A 20,190-nucleotide genomic window follows, 5' to 3' on the forward strand; every position below is an offset into this window, starting at 1 on the left:
TGCGGTGCTCAATGGCCGCGCCGTGCGACCATTTCCGACGTCTCCATGCACGTCATGGGCGAGGCTGGATAAGCGGCAATTCTATCGGGTCGAGCAAGTGAATCATCGCGCCGACACATTCACGATGGCTCTCGAATAGGGCGCCTAGGTCGTCATTCACCTTGCATCTCGTCGGACCTCCTCGCAAATGAACGCGTCGCCGAGGGAGCGGGCTTCGCGATACAGGATCGAGGATTGGCGGCTCGACATGGGCTCCGCTACCTCGCTCAATGCCACGGCGAACAGGAATGCATGCTGCAGCCTTTCGCCCTTCGCGCTGGGCTCTTGCGCGTCGGGGGCCGCCTCGAACCGGCGCGATAGCTGGTCGAGATCCAGCATTCGCTTCGCGAACAGGGCCCAGACCACTTCCTGAGCCGGCTCGATGCCAAGAGTGGTATGTAAGCGCACAAGTCGCTGGGAGAGGTCCGTCCCGGTTGCGGGCACTTCGACGGGTTGGCTGTCGCGCACAATGCCAAAGCCGCTCGAATGCTCACCGCTCAGCACAACCAAGGCAATCGTCGCCGCAGCCGCGCCAATGGCGGCTACGCGGATGCCGAGGGCGCGCGCGAACATCAATATGAATCTGCTTCTATTTTAGATGTGAGGGCAGGGCTGGCTATCGATCCAAAATACTAGCGCTTTAGCGTTGCGTGTTTCAAGGATTCATCTTAGCAGTATTGGTAGAATAAAGACGACCAACTCCGGCAAGGTACCTTCTCCCAGCAACAGCTTATCGCTTAATCCGACTGCTGTGCCCGATATAAGTATTATGATACTTTTGCGGACGGCGTAGCGAAGAGAGCCGATAAGCATCGGGTGATGATCAGCTTGGCTGCCATGATCGCCATAAAGCCCGCCCGCCAGTATTCCCGTTCGCGATCGCACGGTTTCGCCCGTCTTGGCGAGGATCCCCTCACGAGGGGGATCGATGACGCGCTTTCGCCAGAGCGAGGAGCGAGGTGCTGGCACAGAGCATGCGGACCGGTGTCGTCGCGGCGGCGCTGCTGGCGAGCTGGCCGGCCGGCTGCCGGAACGTGTCGTGCCGTCGCAGGCGGTGGATGGACGCCGCAAGACACATAGGGAACGACCTGTGGGCATGCCGGGACTACCGGCGCGGGGAGGACATATGAGCGAACCGGGCAAGACTGACGCAACAGACGGCCTGAAATCGCAATTGGACAAAGCTCCGGAGCTGCTCGCCGCGGCGCGCGCCCAGGTCGACGCCTATCTCCGAAGACGGGACGAGGTCGAGCGTTCGGACCACGAGGAGTTTCTGGCCTATCTGAGCGAGAAGCAGGCTCAGGCCCAGATCCAGGCTCTGGCCGAGCCGCCGTCGGAGCTACCGGCTGAGGACGGGGAAGCGAATCCTCCGCCCATGTGGATGACGCGACGGGGTGTCTTCGAGGCGGCGGCCGCCACGGCGATCGTCGGGGAGGCGGGCCTTCTCGGTTACCGCGCGGTCGCAAATGGAGCGGCGGCGTCGCTCGGCCTTGGTCCGACGCCTGCAAATGCGGCGACCGCGCAAGCGCAGGCCGCGCCGATTACGCGTGAGCTCATCGATTCGAAGGCGAGCTTCGATGGGCAGGGGCTCGGCAAATGGATCGCGCTGCTGCCGACCAAGCTCGGTGGCGGCTGTTATGCCCTCGACCTCAACACCAACCGGGTATTGGCGTCGATCTGGTATTGGAACTATGGCGACTTCAACCCGATCTCGCACCATCTTTGCGCCTTTCCCAGCGCGGACCCTTACGACGGCTTCGAGTTCGTCAATAGCACGCAGGGCGGCAAGACCGCGCTGATCTTCGGCATTCCGACCAACATCACCGACCCGGCGCCAGGCTTCAACATCTACCGCGTGCGCTATGACGGGGCGCAGATGCAGCTGATGGAGAATGTGTCGGAAGCTACCGGCCTCGGGCTCGGCGTGCACGTCACCATCAACCCGAAAGACGCCCAGTCCTATTTCGTGACCGACGGCCAAAAGGATATCGCGGCCTGCTTCGATCGCACCACGTCGCAGGTCAAGGCGGCGCTGAAATTCGACTGGAAGGCGAACTCCAGCCAGCTGGCCCGCGCCTGGCAGGATGGCGGCGTGCTCAAGATCTACCGCATCTATCCGGATGCGGGGACCGGCAAGTATGACTATCTCGGCACCAAGGGTCTGAAGATCGACTGGGAAATGGTGCCGATGGGCGAGTTGTTCGTCGAAGAAGGTACCTTGCCGGGCAGCGACCCGATGGGCCTTAGCGGTGCGGACGGCACGATCTGGCATCCGACCGGGCGATGGGCCGCGACCGTGGTCCGCCTGTGCGGCGGAATCGCCATTCTGGATGCCGAGAAGAATTTCGAGCCTGCCGCCTTCCTGCAGTTCAACTCCGGCTCGCCCGAGCAGTATGAGGTCGTGCGCATCGATGACGACCACTGGGAAGTGACGTTCGACAAGATTCACTCGCCCGGCCATGAGATCGGCTTCTCGCCGGATGGTCGCTTCCTGTGCATGATGAACAATCTGCGCGAGAATAATTGCGGGGTGTTCGATTCCTCCGATCCCGATCCGCGCAACTGGAAGAAAATCGCCCATGTCGAGGACCCGTTGTGGAGGGGGAAGTATCCCAATCCATTCCATATGGTGTTCTCGCTGGATGCGAAGAAGCTTTATCTGTCGGTGCTTCACCCTTCTCCGGCAGCGAGCGGGGTGATGGTGGTGGACACCGACACATGGACCATCCGCAAGGAGATACAGGGCATCGGTCCCGATCTTCAGACTCCAGCCATTACCTATGACGGCAAGTTCGTTCTCGTGCCTTTCAGTGGCTTCCAGCGTCTGTCGAGCGGCATCGCCGTCATCGACACGCGAACCGACGAGCTGATCGGCATTCTGCCGAGCTCGGGCGGTCACCATGATTGCGTTATCGTGCCGACGGAACTCGAGCACATGAAGCACACACGCTCATGCACGCTGTGAATGAACGACGCAGAATTACCGATTGATGCGTGGCTTCGGTTCAACGCGCGGGCTGCTGCTGATGCTGGCGGTCCAGAATTTGGGCCGTCGGCAGACACGCACCTGGCTATTGGTTGCGGCGATTGCGCTGGCAAGTGCCGTCACCTTCGCCGGCGTGGTCGCGATGGCCAGCGTGACGGCAAGCATGCAGGTCGGCCTCAGTCGGGTTGGGGCCGATCTCATGGTGGTGAACCGCGACGCGCTGACCAACATCACGAATGCCCTGCTCGTCGTCGAGCCGACAGACAGCACGGTCGCGGCCGACGCGGTACTCAGGGCCGACATTCATGGTATGGCGGGTTTTTCGGCGCAGAGGATCCTGCGCACAGATCGATCCGGTTTCGGTGCCGCTGGCGAGCCGGTGGACCTGATCGGCTTCGACCCGGGGACGGATTTCACGATCCTGCCATGGCTTTCCGAACGGCTGGCCGGCCCGATGCGGCCCGATGACGTGATCCTTGGTGGTGCTCGCGATCTGCCTCTCGGCTCGAAGGCCCTGATTTTCGGCCAGTCGTTCCGCGTCTATGGCAAGCTGGCGCGCACCGGGTCCGGCACGCAGGAGAGGGGCGTCTTCGTGCAGGTCGTGCGGTTTCTGGCGCTGGCGCCGGCGATCCGCGACCGGTTGGGCAGCCTGCCACATATGCTGGAGCCTGACCGGGTCACCGGCTTCCTGATCCGGATGGGGCCGGCGTCGACGGAGCTTCAGGCGCGCTTTGCGTTGCTGTCGAAGATCCCCGATATCAAGGTGATCGTCGGGAGCGCGCTGCTGACCGGCATTCGGCAGGGGCTGGGGATGCTTCTCGGCGGGCTCGTGCTGTTGGTGGTGGCGCTGTCGATCAGCACCGCGATGATGGTGGCGTTGCTGTTCTCGGCCATCATGGCCGAGCGCCGACGCGAGTTCGGCCTGTTGAAAGCCATAGGCGCCCGTAACGGGCAGATCGTCGGTATGGCGCTGGTGGAAGCCGCGTTGGCGACCGCTGGCGGGGCGGCCATCGGGGTCATCTTCGGTCTGCTTTTGTTGCGGCTGTTCGAGCGTGGGCTGGTCCATCATCTCGGCGAAATGGGAATTCCGTTCCTTTGGCTCGATGGCGCACGTACATGCGGCGTTGCAGCGGCGTGTGTCGTCGGCGCGGCTCTTGTCGGTATGGCGGGCGCTTTCCTGCCGGCGTGGCGGATGGGTCGGCGTGACATTCACGACCTTCTCGGGAAGGAGAGCTGAACATGCTCGCCTGCCGCGGTCTGGTGAAGCATTATGCGACCGACAAGGGAACGGTCGAGGCCGTGCGCGGCATCGACCTCGATGTGCCCATGGGAGGATATGCCGCGATCATCGGCCGCTCGGGTTCGGGCAAGTCCTCGCTTATGGCCATGATCGGTGGGCTCAGCCGCCCGACCGCCGGGCAGGTGCGGATCGACGGCGCCGACCTCTGGGCCTTGCGCGAGCCAGAGGCCGCCACGTTCCGCAACCGCCGGATCGGCTATGTGTTCCAGTTCGCCAGTCTGCTGCCGAACCTGCGGGCGGTCGACAATGTCGCGCTTCCCGCCCGCCTGGCCGGCCGGCTTGGCCATCGCGAAGCCGCCGACGTGGCGGCGGAGCGGCTGGCCGATGTCGGCCTGACCGATCATTTCGACGCCTTCCCGGCCGAGCTGTCATCCGGCGAGCAACGGCGTGTCGTCATCGCGCGGGCCTTGATGAACGAACCCGCCTTGTTGCTTGCCGACGAACCGACATCCGATCTTGACGAGCAGACCGAACGCGAGGTGATGGCCCTTCTGCGGGCCGTGAGCCGCGATCGCCGGACGACGCTGGTGCTGGTGACCCATAATCTGGCGCTCGCGGCCGAGGCCGAGCAGATCGTGCACATCGCCAACGGCGTGATCGTGCCATGAGCGCTCCGCGTCTTCCGAACCTGGACCGTTTGAGTTCGGCGGAAAAAGACGCGCTGATCATCAGTCTCTGGAAGACCGTGCAGGCGCTCGACGACGGCCGTGCCGGGAACAGGGCCGGAGGCGCTTCGACGGATACGGGTAGTGCGGCCGAAAGGCTCCATAGCACGGCTCGGCCGGCATTGAGCCGGCGCATCGAGGCCGCCGTTCCCTCACAGCGCGCGGGGCGCGGCGCCGATCGACGCCAGCATTGGACCTCGAAGGTCGCGACTTCTCGTCCACTCCAGATTCTGCTCGCGGTCGTCGGCGTCGGTTTTCTCGGCGATTTCGGCATCGGCTGGTATCAACGCCAGGCGGCCGCCGCGCGACAACAGGAGATGTTGCGGCTCGAACAGGCCGCACTTGGTGGCATGTTCATGGAGCTTGTCCGTGCCGGCCCTGTGCCGCAGGGCAATGCCTATCAAGCGGAACTGAGGCTGCAGCGAACCCAGCCGAGGGGCGTGATGTATGTGTTGCAGAACCCGCCCCGGGTTTTCGTTCAGACGGGTTTGAGTTGGCGTGAAGTGCCTTCACATGCGCCCGATGGCGGCTCTTGGGGCATGATACGGCTCGATGACGGGGCCGACATTACCGTGCGCTTCGAGGCCGACGTCGAGGAGTGGAGCGAGCTCATTCCCGGCTACATGCACGTGCAGCTCCAGTTCGACCAGTTGATCGGCCTGTCGAGCGAGCCGGGCGATGACATAGTGGAACGCAATAACCGCTTCTTCTTCTACTTGAAGCCCCGCGGCGCGGATGATTTGGAGATCAAGCGGCGGGCGGGTTTCAACGGCACGCCTCCTGCCTTCATTCCGATGCCGCCGCATTAGTGAGTTCACCGAGTTCAGACGGCAGCTCGCAACTCCAGGTCCTCCCTATCAACGGCATCGGCCGCGCGGAAATCTTGGGAGGTCATGCTGAAGCGACGTGGTGCCGAGGCCGACATGGGCGACCTCCAAAGATGGCGTGACCTCGGGCGGAGCTGATGTGGTTCCGAGAGGGAGGCCTTCCGGGCTTCCCGGTCTGCATGGGCGATCCCGCCATCGCAGTTCGTGAGCGCTTCATCTCTTGCGCCAGCCCGGCAGCCGCGCTTTGTACGGCGTCCGGTCAGGTATCATAGGGAATCCGCATGATCTACTTCGTCGCCTCCGTTGCCGCCATTGCCGGGCTGCTGTTCGGCTATGACGAGGGGATCATCGCCGGTGCGTTGGGACCGTTGCGGGCCGAGTTTCAGATCGGGCCGCTCGCCGAGGGGTTGATGACCGCCACCGTCCCGCTCGGAGCGCTGGTGGGAGCGGCTTGCGGAGGCGGGCTCACCGGAAGCTGGGGCCGGCGACGCCTGTTGCTCGGCGCGGCCCTGCTGTTCGTAATCGGCGCGCTGGGCTGCGCATTGGCGCCAAACGTTCTCCTGCTCTCGCTCGGCCGCTTCGTGCTGGGTAGCGCTATTGGCATCGCCGCGCTGGTGGCGCCGCTCTACATCTCCGAAATGTCGCCAGCGCACCAGCGCGGCAGTTTGGTCTCCATTTACCAGCTTGCCATCACGCTCGGCATCTTCGGCGCCTATCTGGTGGGCTTCGTGATTGGCGATTCCTGGCGCGGTTTGTTCGCCACCGCCATGGTGCCGGGCCTATTGCTGTTCGTCGGGGTCTCGCGGCTGACCGATACGCCGCGCTGGCTGGTGCTTGCCGGCCGCCGCGCCGAGGCGCAGGAGGTGATCGCCCATCTCGGCGGTATCGGCACGAACGATCCGCGCGTCGCCGCGGAGCTCGGCGCCATCGAGCAGGCAGCGCGCGGCGAGGGCAATGAGGCGACGTGGCGCGACCTGTTCAGCCCGCTCGCCAAGCCGGCGCTTATCGTCGGCACCGGGCTGTTCCTGCTTCAGCAGCTCTCCGGCATCAACGCGGTGATCTATTTCGCCCCGACCGTGTTCGGCGAGGCCGGCTTCGACGGCGCCCGAGCTCAACTTCTGGCGACGGTTGGCATCGGCGCCGTCAACGTGCTGATGACACTGGTCGCCATGGGGCTGATCGATCGCATTGGCCGGCGCAAGCTGCTGTTCATCGGTTTCGCCGGCGCCGCGCTCAGCCTCGGGCTCATCGCCTTCGCCGCGGGCACGGGTGCGCAGAACCTGCAATGGCTCGCGCTGACCGGGCTGGTGCTCTACATCGCCTCCTTCGCCGTTGCGCTCGGGCCGCTGCCTTGGGTGATGATGTCGGAGATCTTTCCGCTGTCGGTGCGGGGGCTCGGCATGGGCGCGGCATCACTGGCGAATTGGGGTTTCAACTTCCTGGTGGTGCTGACCTTCCCGATCCTGCTCGACAGTCTCGGGCTTGCCGGCGTGTTTTCCATCTATGCGCTGGTGTGCGTCGTCGGCCTCGTCTTCACCGCGCGCTATGTTCCCGAGACATCGGGCCTGACGCTCGAGGAGATCGAGGCGCATCTGAAGAAAGGCAGGCCGTTCCATACGCTCGCGGCGGCGACCAAAGCCGGGTGAGCGCTGCCTATCGCAGACGTGCCTGGTTGAACGGGACCCGCATCCGCCACCGTGCAGGCCCCAAGTGGTCCTCAGATCCGTCAGGCGCTCTCGGCATGCCGCGTTGCGAGCGAGCGTTCGAGAGCCGCCTGGAATATCCCTCCTCGGGACAACAGGGATGCCTCCGCGTCGGACCTGACATCGACACGTACCTCGAAACCCTGCCGCGAGCCGTCGCGGCGGTCGAGGATGACATGGGCGGGATGGCCGGTGCCGATCGCTATGTCGAGATCATCGATGGTGTAAGACTCGCTTCCGTCGAGGGCGAGCAACTCCACGCCCTGGCCCGGCTGGAACAGCAGCGGGACGATACCCATGCCGATGAGGTTCGAGCGGTGGATGCGTTCGAAGGATTGGGCGATGATGGCGCGCACGCCGAGGAGAGCCGGCCCTTTCGCGGCCCAGTCGCGGCTGCTGCCGATGCCGAAATCCCGGCCCGCCAGCACGATGAGCGGTATGTTGCGCTCCCGATAGGCTTCCGTTGCCTCGAAGACGGTTGCCGCCCCGCCCTCGGGCCAGACCCTGGTCCACCAACCCTCGCGTTCAGGTACCATGCGGTTCTGGATGCGCGAATTGGCGTAGGTCGCGCGCGCCATCACTTCATGATTGCCACGCCGGCCGACATAGGTGTTGAAGTCGTCCTTGGTCACGCCAAGCGACTGCAAATACTGGCCGGCCGGGCTATCAAGCGGGATCTCGCCGCCCGGGGACACATGGTCGGTCGCCAGCGCATCGCCGAATATTCCAAGCACGCGCGCGCCCTGAATCGAACCGCCCAGTCCAGGCGCCCGGTCGAGGAAGGGTGGTTCCAGAATATAGGTCGATGCGGGATCCCACGGGAACTGGTCTCCCTGAGGTGCGCTCAAATTCCGCCATTCGGCGAGCGACGCGACTTCGCCGCCGCCACGGAACACGTCAGGTGTCACGAAACGCCTGACCATCTCATCCACCATGGCATCCGACGGCCAAAGGTCGCGCAGATAGATCGGGACGCCACTGGCGTCGATGCCGAGTGGGTCGTTCTCGACGTCGACATTGATCGTCCCGGTCAGCGCATAGGCGATCACGAGACCCGGTGAGCACAGATAGCTCGCGGTGAGCAGGGGATGAATGCGCCCGTCGAAGTTGCGGTTGCTCGATAAGACGGCGACGAGAGGCTGGTCGTCGCCGGCGAGGCGCAGCACCTCCTCCTTGAGCGGGCCCGATTTGCCGCCGCAGGAGGCGCAGGCATAGCCCACCACATGGAAGCCCAGCTGTTCCAACGGTTCCAGTAGTCCGGCATTGGTGAGGTAGCGCGAGACGGCAAGGGAGCCGGGGGCGAGCGACGTCTTCACCCAGCTCGGCGGCTTCAATCCGCGTTGTGCCGCGGCCTGGGCGACCAAGCCGGCACGCATCATCGCATGGGGATTGGCCGTATTGGTGCAGGAGGTGATCGAGGCCATGGCGATCAACCCCTTCACCTCCGGGGGGATCGGCGACCGACGCTCCTTCATCCGCATCAGCAGGCTTGCGGCGACGGTCGAAGGGCGGCGGATATTGTAAGGCTTGCTTGGGCCGGAGACGGAACGCTCCACCGACGCCAGATCGACCTCGACCACTCGGTCGTAATCGGGCTCGCGGCTCGAAGCCTCCCTGAAGGTACCTGCGGCCCGGGAGTAGTCCTCCACCAGTGAAACCAGCTCGTCCGGGCGACCGGTCATGCGCAGATAGTCGAGCGTCTGCGCGTCGACGGCCCAGAACCCGGTGGTCGCGCCATATTCCGGCGCCATGTTGGACAAGGTTGCCCGATCGGGTACCGACATGCTGGCGATGGCCGGCCCGAAGAACTCGACGAAGCTGCCGACCACGCCTTCGCTACGCAGCCGCGCCGTAATGGCCAGGGCAAGGTCGGTAACGGTGATGCCGGACGGGAGGCGGCCCATCAGCCTTACCCCGACGAACTCAGGCACGGGCAGGACATAGGCTTGCCCGAGCAGGACCGATTCGGCCTCGATGCCGCCGACGCCCCAGCCGAGCACGCCCAGCGCCGCAACCATCGGGGTGTGTGAATCGCCTCCGACCACCATGTCCGGCAGGGCGATCCTCCGTCCGCCGGTCTCCTCGACGCGGACGACCTTCGCCACCTGTTCGATATTGACCTGGTGTATGATGCCCGAGCCCGGCGGGAAGACGGTAAGGCTTCGGAATGCCGATTGCGCCCAACGCAGGAAGCGGTAGCGCTCCATGTTGCGCTTCAGTTCCTTGGCAAGGTTCGTCACGTCGGCGCCGGCGACTCCCGAGGCTTCCACCTGGAGCGAATGGTCGACCACCAGGTCGACCGGCACGGCGGTATCGATGCTTTCGGGCGCGAGACCGCGCCGCGCCACGGCGGTGCGCAGGGCGGCCAGGTCCATCAGTACCGGGATGCCGGAGGAGTCCGGCAAGATGACCCGGGGAATGCGCAGGGCGACGGAGTCGTGACCTCCGACCCGGCGCCGATCGGCAAGCAGATCGAGTTCGCGGGTGGTAAAGCCGGGTTCACCCAGATGCCGCGTGACGTTTTCCGCGAGTATCCGCGCCGCGAAGGGCAGGCGCTCATAAACATCTGGCCCGATATGGGTACGGGCGTCGGCGAAGTCGTAAACGCTGCCGCCGCTGCGAAACCGGTTCAAGGCTTTCATCGAATGCATCCCTGACTACAGGTGACGCGCGACGAGGCCGTCGCGCGTCACGCCGGAGCGCCGATCAGTTGAACTTCATCCCGTAGTCGCGCTTGTAGAGGTCGCGCATCCACTGCTTCGTCTCGGGTTTGATGTCGACGATCGCCTGGACGTTCTCCTGGAGCCCTTCCCCGAAGGTGAAGCCGTAGCCTTCCAGAGCAGCCTGCGCGTTCTTCTCGAATTCGGGGTTTTTCTGCACGTCGGCGAAGGCCTTGAGCAGGGCCGCCTCGGCTTCCGGTGGCGTGTCCTTGTGGATCATCAGGATCTTGCCGCCATTACCGATGGCGCGGATCACCTGCTTGTAGGCGTCCCATGCCGGTCCCGAAGGAGGCTCGCCATATAACTCCTTGTAGAATTCGGCGATGGTCGGCAGGTCCGGATTGGCGGGATCGCGGACCAGATTGTCACCATCAAGGATGCCCTGTGCGAACAGGGGGATGACGCTGCCCTCCTTGACCAACGGCATCATGCTTTCCTTGAAGATCGGCGTCGCGATGTCGCCAATGGTAATCTCGCCGCGCTGGAAGGCGAGCATGGCGTCGTTCTTACCGGGATAGCCCTTCACCGCCTTGAACGGCACCTTGAGCAGGTTTAGCCCCACCACCGAGCCGATGGTCGAGAGCGGATCGGTCGAGCCGAGAAAGAGCGGCTCCTTAAGGGAAAATATGTCTTTGGGAACCTTGTAGCCGGTCGATGCGGCGATGTAGTTGGTGCGTCCTAGAGGGCCCGCGATCAATGGCTTGAGGTCGGCGACCTTGGCGGTCACGCCCTCATAGCCGAGCACCATGCGGGTCACCAGGCCGCCGCTGCATACGAAGGCGACGGTGCCGTCATGGGGGGCGACATCGGCGTACCAGTTCAGCGCGGTGACGCCGCCGGCGCCCGGCCGGTTCTCGATGATGACGGTCGGATTGCCGTCAATGTACTTGCCCAGATATTCCGGAAATACACGGGCGAAGAGATCGTTACCGCCGCCCGGCGCGAAGCCGACGACGATGCGGAATTCCTTGTCTTTGAAATAGGGATCAGCATGCGCGGTCCCGATTCCGCAGGCGAGCGCCGCGGCCAGCAGACCCTTCACGAGGCGTTTCATATTTCCTCCCGTCGGCCATTCATTTTTTGCCGGTTGCGGTCATAACAAAGGCAATTTCGCTCTATGTCAACATGCATACTGTAGACAGTTCTCAGTTGACGCTCGCGGCGAACATCGCCCATGATGCTTGTCACTGAAGAGGCGTGTCGCGCCCTCCGTTCAGCCAGCACGAGGAACTGATGCTCACCAAGGCACAAGAATATCGACGTATGCTCACACAGGGTGAGTTCATCGTCTCTCCGGGTGTCTATGACGGATACAGCGCACGCTTGGTCGAGGCGGCGGGCTTTTCCAGCGCGGCGTCGAGCGGAGCCGCGGTTTCCAATTCGATTCTCGGCATCGCCGATATCGGCGTGATGGGCCTCAACGAGAACCTGAACCACTGCCGCAATATTGCACGTTCGATCTCGATACCGCTGACCTGCGATGCCGACACCGGCTACGGCAATGCGGTGAATGTGTACCACACCACCCGTCTCTTCGAGGAAGCCGGCATCGCCGGCATCAACATCGAGGACCAGGTCAGCCCCAAGCGTTGCGGCCATATGTCGGGGAAGGAAGTGATCCCACTCGACGAGATGGTGAAGAAGATTGAGGCTGCCTGTCTGGCGCGGCGCGACGATGCCTTCGTGATTATCGCGCGGACCGACGCGCTCGCGGTGGAAGGGTTGAACGCCACCGTCGAGCGCGCCAAAGCATATGTCGCCGCCGGGGCCGACCTGGTCTTCCCCGACGCGGTCGGCTCGGAGGTGCATATCAAGATGCTGGTCGATTCCGGAATTCCGCTCAGCGTCAACATGGGCTTCGGCATCCGCAAGCGACCGACCACCCCGCTCATTCCGCTCGCCGATCTGCGCAAGTGGGGGGTAAGGCGGGTCAGCCTGCCACGCATGTTGCCCGCCGCGGCCATCAAGGCGATGACCGAAGCCCTTCAGGTCATGAAGGAGGCTTATGAGCAGGGTATCTCGGTGGATCGCCCCGATCTGCTGGTCGGGATCGAGGACATCATGAAGCTGATGGACTACGAGGGCGGCCGCGAGCTGGAGTGCCGGCTGCTGCCGCAGGATACTCTAAAGGCCAAGTATGAGAGGAGCGTCGCCGAATGAGCGCGACATCCGCAGTGCAAGCGGCCAAGCCGCGTGGCGCCACCGAGAGCATCATCGCCGCGCTCGAGGCGATGACCTTCGAATCCTTCCCTGATGACCTCGTCGCCGCCGCGCGCACGTTGATCATCGACGGCATCGCGGTCGCGGTCGCGGGCGCGCGGCTGGAGGAGGCGCCACGCCTCCTCGCCGGGCACCTGCGCGTGCAGGGAGGGGCCGGCGACGTCTCGGCATTGGGATTGGGATTCGGCCTCTCCGCGGTGTCGGCCGCGCAGCTCAACGGCACATCGATGCATGTGCTGGACTATGAGCCGATGTGGCGGCCGGGCACGCACGCCCTGTCGCCGACGCTTGCCGCCTCGCTGGCGCTTGCCGAGGAGAGGGGCTTTGGCGGCCGCGCATTGATCACCGCGCTGGTACGGGGCATCGAAATACAGGGGTGGTTGCGCGAGGCTGGCCGGACGGAATCCCACGAACTGCGTTTCCATCCTCCCGGCATGGTCGGGCCGATCGGCTCGGCGGTCGCCTCCGCCACGCTGCTCGGCTTCGGCCCGGACGAGATGGCGAATGCGCTCGGCATGGCCTCGTCGCGCTGCGGAACCTTGTTCACCAATCTCGGCACCATGACCAAGTCGACCCATTGCGGCCTCGCCGCCGCCAGCGGGCTCGAATGCGCGCTTTTGACGGCCGCGGGTTTCAGTGCCGACCGGATGATTTTCGACGCGCCGACCCAAGGCTACATCCAGGCCTTCATGCCGCGTTTCGACATGGCCGCGCTGATGCGCATCGGCGAAGGCTATCGGATTCTGGATCCGGGCTTTGCCATCAAGATATTCCCCGCCAAGTTCAGCACGCATTACGGTATCACCGCAGCGCTGGAGCTACGCCCGGCAATTCCCGCTACGGGTGACATCGCCCGCATCGAGATCGTCGCCGCCAACGTCCCGTCGAGCGACCGGCCGGTTCCCGAGACGGGTCTCGCCGGCAAGTTCAGTGTCCAATACACCGTCGCCGCCGCATTGCTCGATGGCGAGGTTGGACTGGGCAGCTTCACGGATGAGCGTCTCCGCCGGGCCGACATGCAGGAATTGCTGCCGAAGATAAACCTGCATATGCCCAAGGACATGCCGAGCCTCTACAATACCGGACGGTATGCCGAGGTCGCGGTGCATATGGCCGACGGGCGGGTCGTCTCGGCGCGATGCTCCAACCCCCGGGGGTCATGGGGGGCCGAACCTATCTCCGCCGCGGAGCATCGCACCAAGGTGCGAGCCTGCCTGGCCACGTCGCTGCCCGGGGAGACGGTGGACGAGATCCTCGATCTTGCCGCTCGCGTGGAAGGGCTGGATGGGGCAGGCCTCCGGCGCTTGCTCCGTCTCGCCTCAGGGCGTGATATCACAAACTAGTCCCGCTTCGTTCCGACAAGGTGCCATGGCCGTGAAGCCGCAATCCATACTCGAAAAGGTCGTCGCAACCAGTTCGGTCGTCGATCTGGTTGTCGATCGGCTGGAGGCGGCGATCATGACCGGAGAACTCGCAAGTGGCGAACGCCTGTCCGAGCAGGCGATCGCCAACAGCATGGGGATCAGTCGCGGTCCCCTGCGGGAGGCGCTGCGCCGGCTCGAAGGGCGCGGCCTGATCGAGCGCATCCCCAACATGGGTGCGCGCGTCACGCCGCTCCTGCGCCAGAGCCTGGAGGCGATCCTGGTGATCCGGGAATCTCTCGAGACCCTGGCCTGCCGCCTCGCGGCGGAACGCATTACCCCGGCGGAGCTGAAGGCGCTGGAGGGCATCCTGAAGAAGAAAGGCTCCAGGAACCGCGACGACCGTGTCTACCACCAGTCGCCGGATCAGGATTTCCACCTCGCCATCATCATGGCCTGCGGAAACGAGAAGCTGATCAGCATCCTGCGGGACGACATCTATTACATGATGCGCTTCCACCGCTATCGATCGGGTGGGCGGCCCGGCCGCTCCTCGGCCGTGCTCGACGAACACCGGGCGATATTTGAGGCGCTCAAGGAGCATATGCCGGAAAAGGCGGAGGTCGCGATGCGCGAACATCTCGTCAACGCGCACAAGAGCATCCGAAGCAGCCTGAGCGACTGATCCGCTTCGGAGTCTGAATCAACGTCAAGTGCGAAGGAATGGTGCCCGCGAGGCTGCGGGCGGCCACGCTCCTTGTCGCGCTCAAACAAGCAAAGACCGAGGAAACGCCATGTCTCTCGAGAAGCTGAAAGTTGGAATCGTCGGCGCCGCGTTTGCCCACAGTCCGGACGGTCGCGAACGTTTCTCGGTGCGAGCCCATATTCCGGCGCTGTTGAAGCAGGCCGACACCTACGACCTGACCGCGATCTGTACGACGAAGATGTCGAGCGCCACGGAGACCTGCCAGCGCTTCGGCATCGCGCATGCCTATGACAATGTCGAGGCGATGCTGGCGGATCGGCCTGAGCTGGACATCGTCTGCGTGTCCGTGCGCCCCTCGGTGCATCATCGCGTCGCCATGCCGGCCCTGCGCGCCGGCAAGCATGTCTATTGCGAGCTGCCCATGGCGGTTTCGACGGCCGAGGCGCAGGAGATGTACGACCTTGCCAAGGCCGGCAATCTCAAGACGCAGGTCGGCTATCAGCATCATTTCGAGCCCGCCTCCCTGCACATGGCCGAACTCGTCCAGGCGGGCTTCATCGGCAAGCCGCTGTCCTTCTCCCATTCCTTCTTTTCCGGCGCCTACATCATGCCGCGGCCGAGCCATCGGGAATGGTTGTTCCAGGCCGGAGATGGCGGTCATCCCGGCTATCGCAGCGGCCAGAGCCTGCAAAGACTGATGGCCGTGCTCGGTGCCGACGTCACCGATATCTGCGCCGAGATGCGCGTCATGGTGCCGGAGCGCCGCAACACCGACACCGGCGGCGTCATTCGCGGCAATCAGGTCGACAACATGAACTATCTGCTGCGGGTCGGCGGCGACGTCGTGGGAACGATGCAGACCTCGCTCACCGGTTGGTTCGGCACCGGCACCCGCTTCGAGATCTACGGCACCGAGGGCATGTTGATGCTCGCCGCGACCGACACGCCGAAGGACTGGGACAAGAGCAAGGGCGACGGCGATCCGACGCGCGGCATGCTCAAGCTCTACGGCGCGCGTGCCAGCCATGAGCAGTTGTTCGGCGATCCGGTGGCGCCGGAGCGATTGCAGCGCGAATTCCGGGCGATCGAAATTCCGGCGCGGCATACGACCGTTCAGGGCTTCAGCCATGGTCAGGCGGCCTTCGAAGTGGCGCAGGCCTGGTCAGCCTTCGCCGAGGGTATCCGCGGCGGCAGGGCATCGAGCCCCAGCTTCACGGATGTGATCAAGATCCACTACGTGCTTGATGCCGCCGAAAGATCCGTTGCAATCGGGGCCTGGCAGAAGGTCGATTATTCCAAGCTTTGAAAATTCGTCGACTGGTGCCCCTCCTCGGAAAGTACGTCCATGAGCTCTCTGGAGATTGCCGTTCAGGCACTCGGAATGATGTTGGAGCCGACGCGACTTCTGTTCCTGTCGCTCGGCGTGGTCTGTGGCGTAGTATTGGGAATTATCCCCGGTATCGGTGGATTGTCGGGGGTTGCGCTGCTGCTGCCCTTCACCTTCGGCATGGATCCTTATACCGCCTTCGGCTTCCTGCTCGGCCTTGCCGCGACGACGGCGACCGGCGATCCGATCCCGGCGATCCTGTTCGGAGTACCGGGCGGAGCCGGGTCGGCTGCCACCGTGCTGGACGGCCTGCCTCTGGCCAAAAAAGGGGAAGCCGGACGCGCCCTCGGCGCCGCCTATATGTCCTCGATGCTGGGCGGCGTGTTCGGTGCCATCCTCATGGCGGCGCTGCTTCCCATCATGCGGCCGGTGATCCTGTTTGTCGGCGCACCGGAACTGCTCGCCTTCGCCGTCTTTGGCCTGTCGATGGTGGCGATCCTGGCCGGAAAGTCGCCCTTGCGCGGCATCGTGGCGGCGATCGTCGGCATTCTGCTGTCGCTGGTCGGTTCGGACCAGCAGGGCGCATCGCTGCGTTGGACCTTCGGCACGCTGTATCTCTATGAGGGCGTTCCGCTCGTCCCGGCGGTGCTGGGGCTCTATGCGCTGCCGGAACTCTGCGACCTGCTGATCTCCCGTACGGCGATCGCCGGCTCGGCTTCCAAATCCAAGGGCTCAGGCATGCTTGAGGGAGCGGCCGACTGCTTTCGGCATTGGTGGCTGGTGCTGCGCTGCTCCTGGCTGGGGGCGGCATTCGGTGCGTTCCCCGGCATCGGTGGCAGCGTCATCGACTGGCTGGCCTACGGCCATGCGTTGAAGACCGAGCGCGGGGCGAGGGAAACCTTCGGCAAGGGCGACATTCGTGGCGTGATCGCCTCCGAGAGCGCCAACAACGCCAAGGAAGGTGGGGCGTTGGTGCCCACCGTCGCCTTCGGCGTACCGGCCACGGCGAGCATGGCGCTGCTGCTGGGAGCCTTCCAGATCCACGGCTTGACGCCGGGGCCGGCCATGCTGACCCGCCATCTCGATGTCACCTACTCCATGGTTTGGAGCATCGCACTGGCGAATATCCTTGGTGCCGGCCTCTGCTTTCTGTTCAGCAGCCAATTCGCGAAGCTCGCCACGCTACGCTACACGCTGATCCTGCCGACCGTGCTGTCGATCATCTATATCGGTGCATTCCAGGAATCCCGGCAATGGGGCGATATCTATACGTTGCTCATTTTTGGCGTGGTCGGCTGGACAATGAAGCAGCTGAAATGGGCTCGCCCGCCGCTGATCCTCGGCCTGGTGCTGGGTGAGACCATTGAACGCTACCTCTTCATATCGGTCGAGCGCTTTGGCGACAGCTGGCTCACGCGTCCCATCGTGATGGCGTTGTTCGGTCTCGCCCTTTTGGGATTTCTCAGTCCGCTCTACCGCTCCCTGCGCAAGCGGATGGCCGCGGGCCGGCCGATCGCCTTTCAGGGCGTTCACTTCCGACCCTCCCAATTGGTGCATGTGTTCCTGATCGCCATGCTGCTGTTCGGACTTTCGGAGGTGCCTCGGTGGAACGAGAGCTCGCGCATCGTGCCGGTCATCCTCGGAACGATCGGGCTTGTCTTCGTCATCCTCAGCCTCGTTGCCGATCTGCTGCGTCCATCGGAGGCTGAGTTCGACAGCGATGAGATCCACATGGATCTCGAGTCCGACACCGGTCATCTCGAGAATCGCGTGGTGGTGCTGCGCGCGGGAATATTCTTCGGCTGGCTGATCGGGCTGACCATCTCCATGGCGGTGATCGGATTGATCCCGAGCATCCCGATCTTCGTCATTCTCTTCATGCGCGCCGAAGGGCACGAGCGCTGGAGGCTCGTCTTGCCGCAGGCGATCGGGATCACCCTGTTCGTCTATGTCGTGTTCGTTCGCATCATGCACGTGCCCTGGCCTCCGACCCTGCTTGGGTATCTGGTGCCGGCCCTCAAATTCATCCCGTCAACCTGAACCGGAGGCCGGCGGGGCACATGGCGGAATCGCTCACCTCTGCGAAGCCATCCTGGTCGAGACGCACCTTTTCGGCGCTCGCTCACCGCAACTACCGCCTGCTGTGGACGGGAACGCTGATTTCCCACACGGGCGACTGGATGGATCAGGTCGCGCTCAACTGGTTCGTCGTCTCGACCAGCGGTTCGCCGTTCGAACTGGCGCTCGTCAATCTTTGCCGAGGACTGCCCATCCTGCTTTTCACCCTCGTCGGAGGGGCGATCGCGGACAGGGTGGAGCGACGGCGGCTGATGATGATGACCCAGAGCTGCGCGATGCTGCTGGCGTTCGTGCTCAGTGCGCTGGTTCTGAGCGGAGCGGCGACCATCTTCGCCGTTCTTCTCATTGCCACGGCACGCGGAATCGTCATTTCCTTCAATCTTCCGGTGCGGCACTCGCTGATCCCCGAGCTCGTGCCGGCATCGGACCTTCCCAATGCGGTGGCGCTGAATTCACTTACCGTCAACGTCACCAAGATCGTCGGACCAGCGTTGGCGGGACTGATCATCGCCACGCTGGGCACCGGGGCCTGTTTCCTGATCAACGGCCTCAGTTTCCTGGTCGTGATCTGGACGCTGGGTGCGATGCGCTTTCCCGTCGCGGCGCCGGCGAATTCCGGACAGTCGCTTCACCAGAGCATCGTGGAAGGTGTCGCCTATGTGCGTAACGACCGTTCGATCTCGCTGCTCGTGCTGGTCGCCTTGGTACCCACCTTCTTCGGCCAACCCTATCTGACCCTGCTGGCATTGTTCGCCTATACGGTGTTCCAGATCGGGCCGGAGGGGCTGGGCCTGCTGACGTCGAGTGCGGCTGCTGGTTCGGTGCTCGGCGCGCTCGCCATCGCGGCCTTCCCACGTGTGGCGGCATCCGGCCGCGCGATGCTGGGTTTTCTCATCCTGTTCGGCGGGCTGCTCGTCGCCTTTGCGCTGAACCCTTCGGTTGTTCTGGCGCCGATCCTCCTGCTGGGGGTCGGGGCGATGCAGATCGCCTACAACGCCTCAAACAACACGATACTTCAGATGCGTGTTCCCAATCATATGCGCGGGCGCGTTACGTCCATTCTCCTCATGAACAGAGGTCTCGTGCAACTTGGTGCGGCTTCATCTGCTGCCATCGCCGGTTTGTTCGGTGTTCAAAGTGCCGTGGCGGCGACAGGGTTCATCATATTGGCGTTCGGATCTCTGATCTTGCTGAGATCCGATACCTTGTCGGCCATAAACATGGACGAATTTCTGAAATGAGATTTCGGGCCCCGGTAGGTACGTCCGGGAGCCGTCGAAGGATCCTTCAGACGATTTGGTTCGTCAGCGGCAAATTGTTCGCGGCTCTCTCGATATTCTCCAGCAGAAGATCAATCACGCGCCTCTCATAGTGGCGCGTCTCGCCGGCGCTGTGCGGCGTCACCAGTACATTCGGCAGATCCCAGATCGCGGAGGAACCGGGCAACGGTTCCTCGCAAGCGCAATCGAGGCCAGCGCCCGCAATGACCCCACCACGCAGCGCATCGATCAGCGCGGGTTCGTCGACGACGAGACCGCGAGCGACATTGATGAGATAGGCATCCGCCCGCATGGCCGCGAAAGCCGCAGCTCCCATCAAGCCCTGGGTCTCCGGGTTGAGCGAGCAGGTCAGCGCCACAAAATGGGCGAGAGGCAACACCTCCGACAATTGCGCCGGGGACACCACGCTCGATACGTCCGGCACTGGTGCCGGCTCCCGCTTCACGCCGATGACGGTCATGCCGAAGGCGGCGGCGAGGCGGGCGAGCCGCTTGCCGATGCGGCCGAGGCCGACGATCAGCAAAGTCTTGCCGTCGAGTTCGTCCTCGCGCCGACTGTGATCTCCGATCATCGGACGCCAGTGGTGCTGCCTCTGGAAGTCCCGCGCCATATGAAGCTGGCGGGTCAGAGCCAGCATCAGCGCCATGGCATGTTCGGCGACCGCCCGCTCATTGGCGCCCTGCGCGCTGGCGAGTTGAATGCCCTTGTTGCGCAGCACGTCGCGCGCAAATTGGTCGGTCCCGGCACTGATCGACTGGATCAGACGCAGCTTCGGCGCGCGCTCGGCCAGCGCGTTGCGCCACAGGCCGGAAACGACGAGCACGTCCACTTCGCCGATGCGAGCTTCGAGCTCGGATAGAGTGCGCACCTCGAACGAGTCGAAGCCGGCTCCGCGACGCAGATACTCGTCGCGGAGCCGATAGGCGGCGTGAGCGAAGCCAATGATGGGGGATCCGACAGCCTGGCTCATACGGGTT

15 protein-coding genes are annotated in these 20,190 nt (G+C 63.9%); 11 read left to right on the top strand and 4 right to left on the bottom strand.

The window, feature by feature from the left end; genetic code table 11:
- Positions 1-156: 156 nt before the first annotated feature.
- Positions 157-612, bottom strand: coding sequence for a hypothetical protein (locus LGR54_RS23360; protein ID WP_230364366.1), 456 nt, complete (start codon positions 610-612; stop codon positions 157-159).
- 355 nt (positions 613-967) lie between these two features.
- Here LGR54_RS23360 and LGR54_RS23365 point away from each other — a divergent pair, with 355 nt between their 5' ends.
- The 5 genes from LGR54_RS23365 (at position 968) to LGR54_RS23385 (ending at position 7,463) form a co-directional block, all read left to right on the top strand.
- The gene (locus LGR54_RS23365; protein ID WP_230364367.1) at positions 968-3,004 is read left to right on the top strand and encodes a hypothetical protein; all 2,037 of its coding nucleotides are present in this window, start codon (positions 968-970) and stop codon (positions 3,002-3,004) included.
- Between the two features lie 25 nt (positions 3,005-3,029).
- Positions 3,030-4,262: an ABC transporter permease gene (locus LGR54_RS23370; RefSeq protein ID WP_230364368.1), complete on the top strand. Its 1,233-nt coding sequence runs from the start codon at positions 3,030-3,032 to the stop codon at positions 4,260-4,262.
- Positions 4,263-4,264: 2 nt separating this feature from the next.
- A complete protein-coding gene (locus LGR54_RS23375) occupies positions 4,265-4,933 on the top strand; it encodes an ABC transporter ATP-binding protein (protein ID WP_230364369.1) in 669 nt (222 codons plus the stop codon).
- Complete coding sequence (locus LGR54_RS23380; protein WP_230364370.1) at positions 4,930-5,799, top strand: hypothetical protein; 870 nt, start codon at positions 4,930-4,932, stop codon at positions 5,797-5,799. The genes LGR54_RS23375 and LGR54_RS23380 overlap by 4 nt, the downstream gene beginning before the upstream one ends.
- A 299-nt stretch (positions 5,800-6,098) precedes the next feature.
- Positions 6,099-7,463 carry a sugar porter family MFS transporter gene (locus LGR54_RS23385; protein ID WP_230364371.1) on the top strand — a complete coding sequence of 455 codons (1,365 nt, stop codon included), beginning with the start codon at positions 6,099-6,101 and terminating at the stop codon, positions 7,461-7,463.
- A gap of 80 nt (positions 7,464-7,543) precedes the next feature.
- Here LGR54_RS23385 and acnA read toward each other — a convergent pair whose 3' ends face one another.
- Both acnA and LGR54_RS23395 read right to left on the bottom strand, forming a co-directional pair.
- The gene (gene acnA, locus LGR54_RS23390; protein WP_230364372.1) at positions 7,544-10,162 is read right to left on the bottom strand and encodes an aconitate hydratase AcnA; all 2,619 of its coding nucleotides are present in this window, start codon (positions 10,160-10,162) and stop codon (positions 7,544-7,546) included.
- 64 nt (positions 10,163-10,226) lie between these two features.
- On the bottom strand, positions 10,227-11,294 hold the full coding sequence (locus LGR54_RS23395) for a tripartite tricarboxylate transporter substrate binding protein (RefSeq protein WP_230364373.1): 1,068 nt from the start codon (positions 11,292-11,294) through the stop codon (positions 10,227-10,229).
- A 179-nt stretch (positions 11,295-11,473) separates the two neighbouring features.
- Here LGR54_RS23395 and LGR54_RS23400 point away from each other — a divergent pair, with 179 nt between their 5' ends.
- From LGR54_RS23400 to LGR54_RS23425, 6 genes are all read left to right on the top strand, one after another.
- The gene (locus LGR54_RS23400) at positions 11,474-12,400 is read left to right on the top strand and encodes an oxaloacetate decarboxylase (RefSeq protein ID WP_230364374.1); all 927 of its coding nucleotides are present in this window, start codon (positions 11,474-11,476) and stop codon (positions 12,398-12,400) included.
- Positions 12,397-13,803, top strand: a complete 1,407-nt coding sequence (locus LGR54_RS23405; RefSeq protein ID WP_230364375.1) for an MmgE/PrpD family protein — start codon at positions 12,397-12,399, stop codon at positions 13,801-13,803. The genes LGR54_RS23400 and LGR54_RS23405 overlap by 4 nt, the downstream gene beginning before the upstream one ends.
- A 25-nt stretch (positions 13,804-13,828) precedes the next feature.
- The gene (locus LGR54_RS23410; protein WP_230364376.1) at positions 13,829-14,506 is read left to right on the top strand and encodes a GntR family transcriptional regulator; all 678 of its coding nucleotides are present in this window, start codon (positions 13,829-13,831) and stop codon (positions 14,504-14,506) included.
- A gap of 109 nt (positions 14,507-14,615) precedes the next feature.
- Positions 14,616-15,833, top strand: coding sequence for a Gfo/Idh/MocA family protein (locus tag LGR54_RS23415; protein ID WP_230364377.1), 1,218 nt, complete (start codon positions 14,616-14,618; stop codon positions 15,831-15,833).
- Positions 15,834-15,872: 39 nt separating this feature from the next.
- The gene (locus LGR54_RS23420; RefSeq protein ID WP_230364378.1) at positions 15,873-17,894 is read left to right on the top strand and encodes a tripartite tricarboxylate transporter permease; all 2,022 of its coding nucleotides are present in this window, start codon (positions 15,873-15,875) and stop codon (positions 17,892-17,894) included.
- A gap of 20 nt (positions 17,895-17,914) precedes the next feature.
- Positions 17,915-19,174 (top strand): MFS transporter, encoded by a 1,260-nt coding sequence (locus tag LGR54_RS23425; RefSeq protein WP_230364379.1) that lies wholly within the window; start codon positions 17,915-17,917, stop codon positions 19,172-19,174.
- Between the two features lie 46 nt (positions 19,175-19,220).
- Here the strand turns inward: LGR54_RS23425 and LGR54_RS23430 are convergent, their stop codons facing one another.
- Positions 19,221-20,183, bottom strand: coding sequence for a D-2-hydroxyacid dehydrogenase (locus LGR54_RS23430; RefSeq protein WP_230364380.1), 963 nt, complete (start codon positions 20,181-20,183; stop codon positions 19,221-19,223).
- Between the last annotated feature and the right edge of the window lie 7 nt (positions 20,184-20,190).

It is taken from the genome of Ancylobacter sp. Lp-2, from assembly GCF_020523795.1.
Classification (GTDB): domain Bacteria; phylum Pseudomonadota; class Alphaproteobacteria; order Rhizobiales; family Xanthobacteraceae; genus Ancylobacter.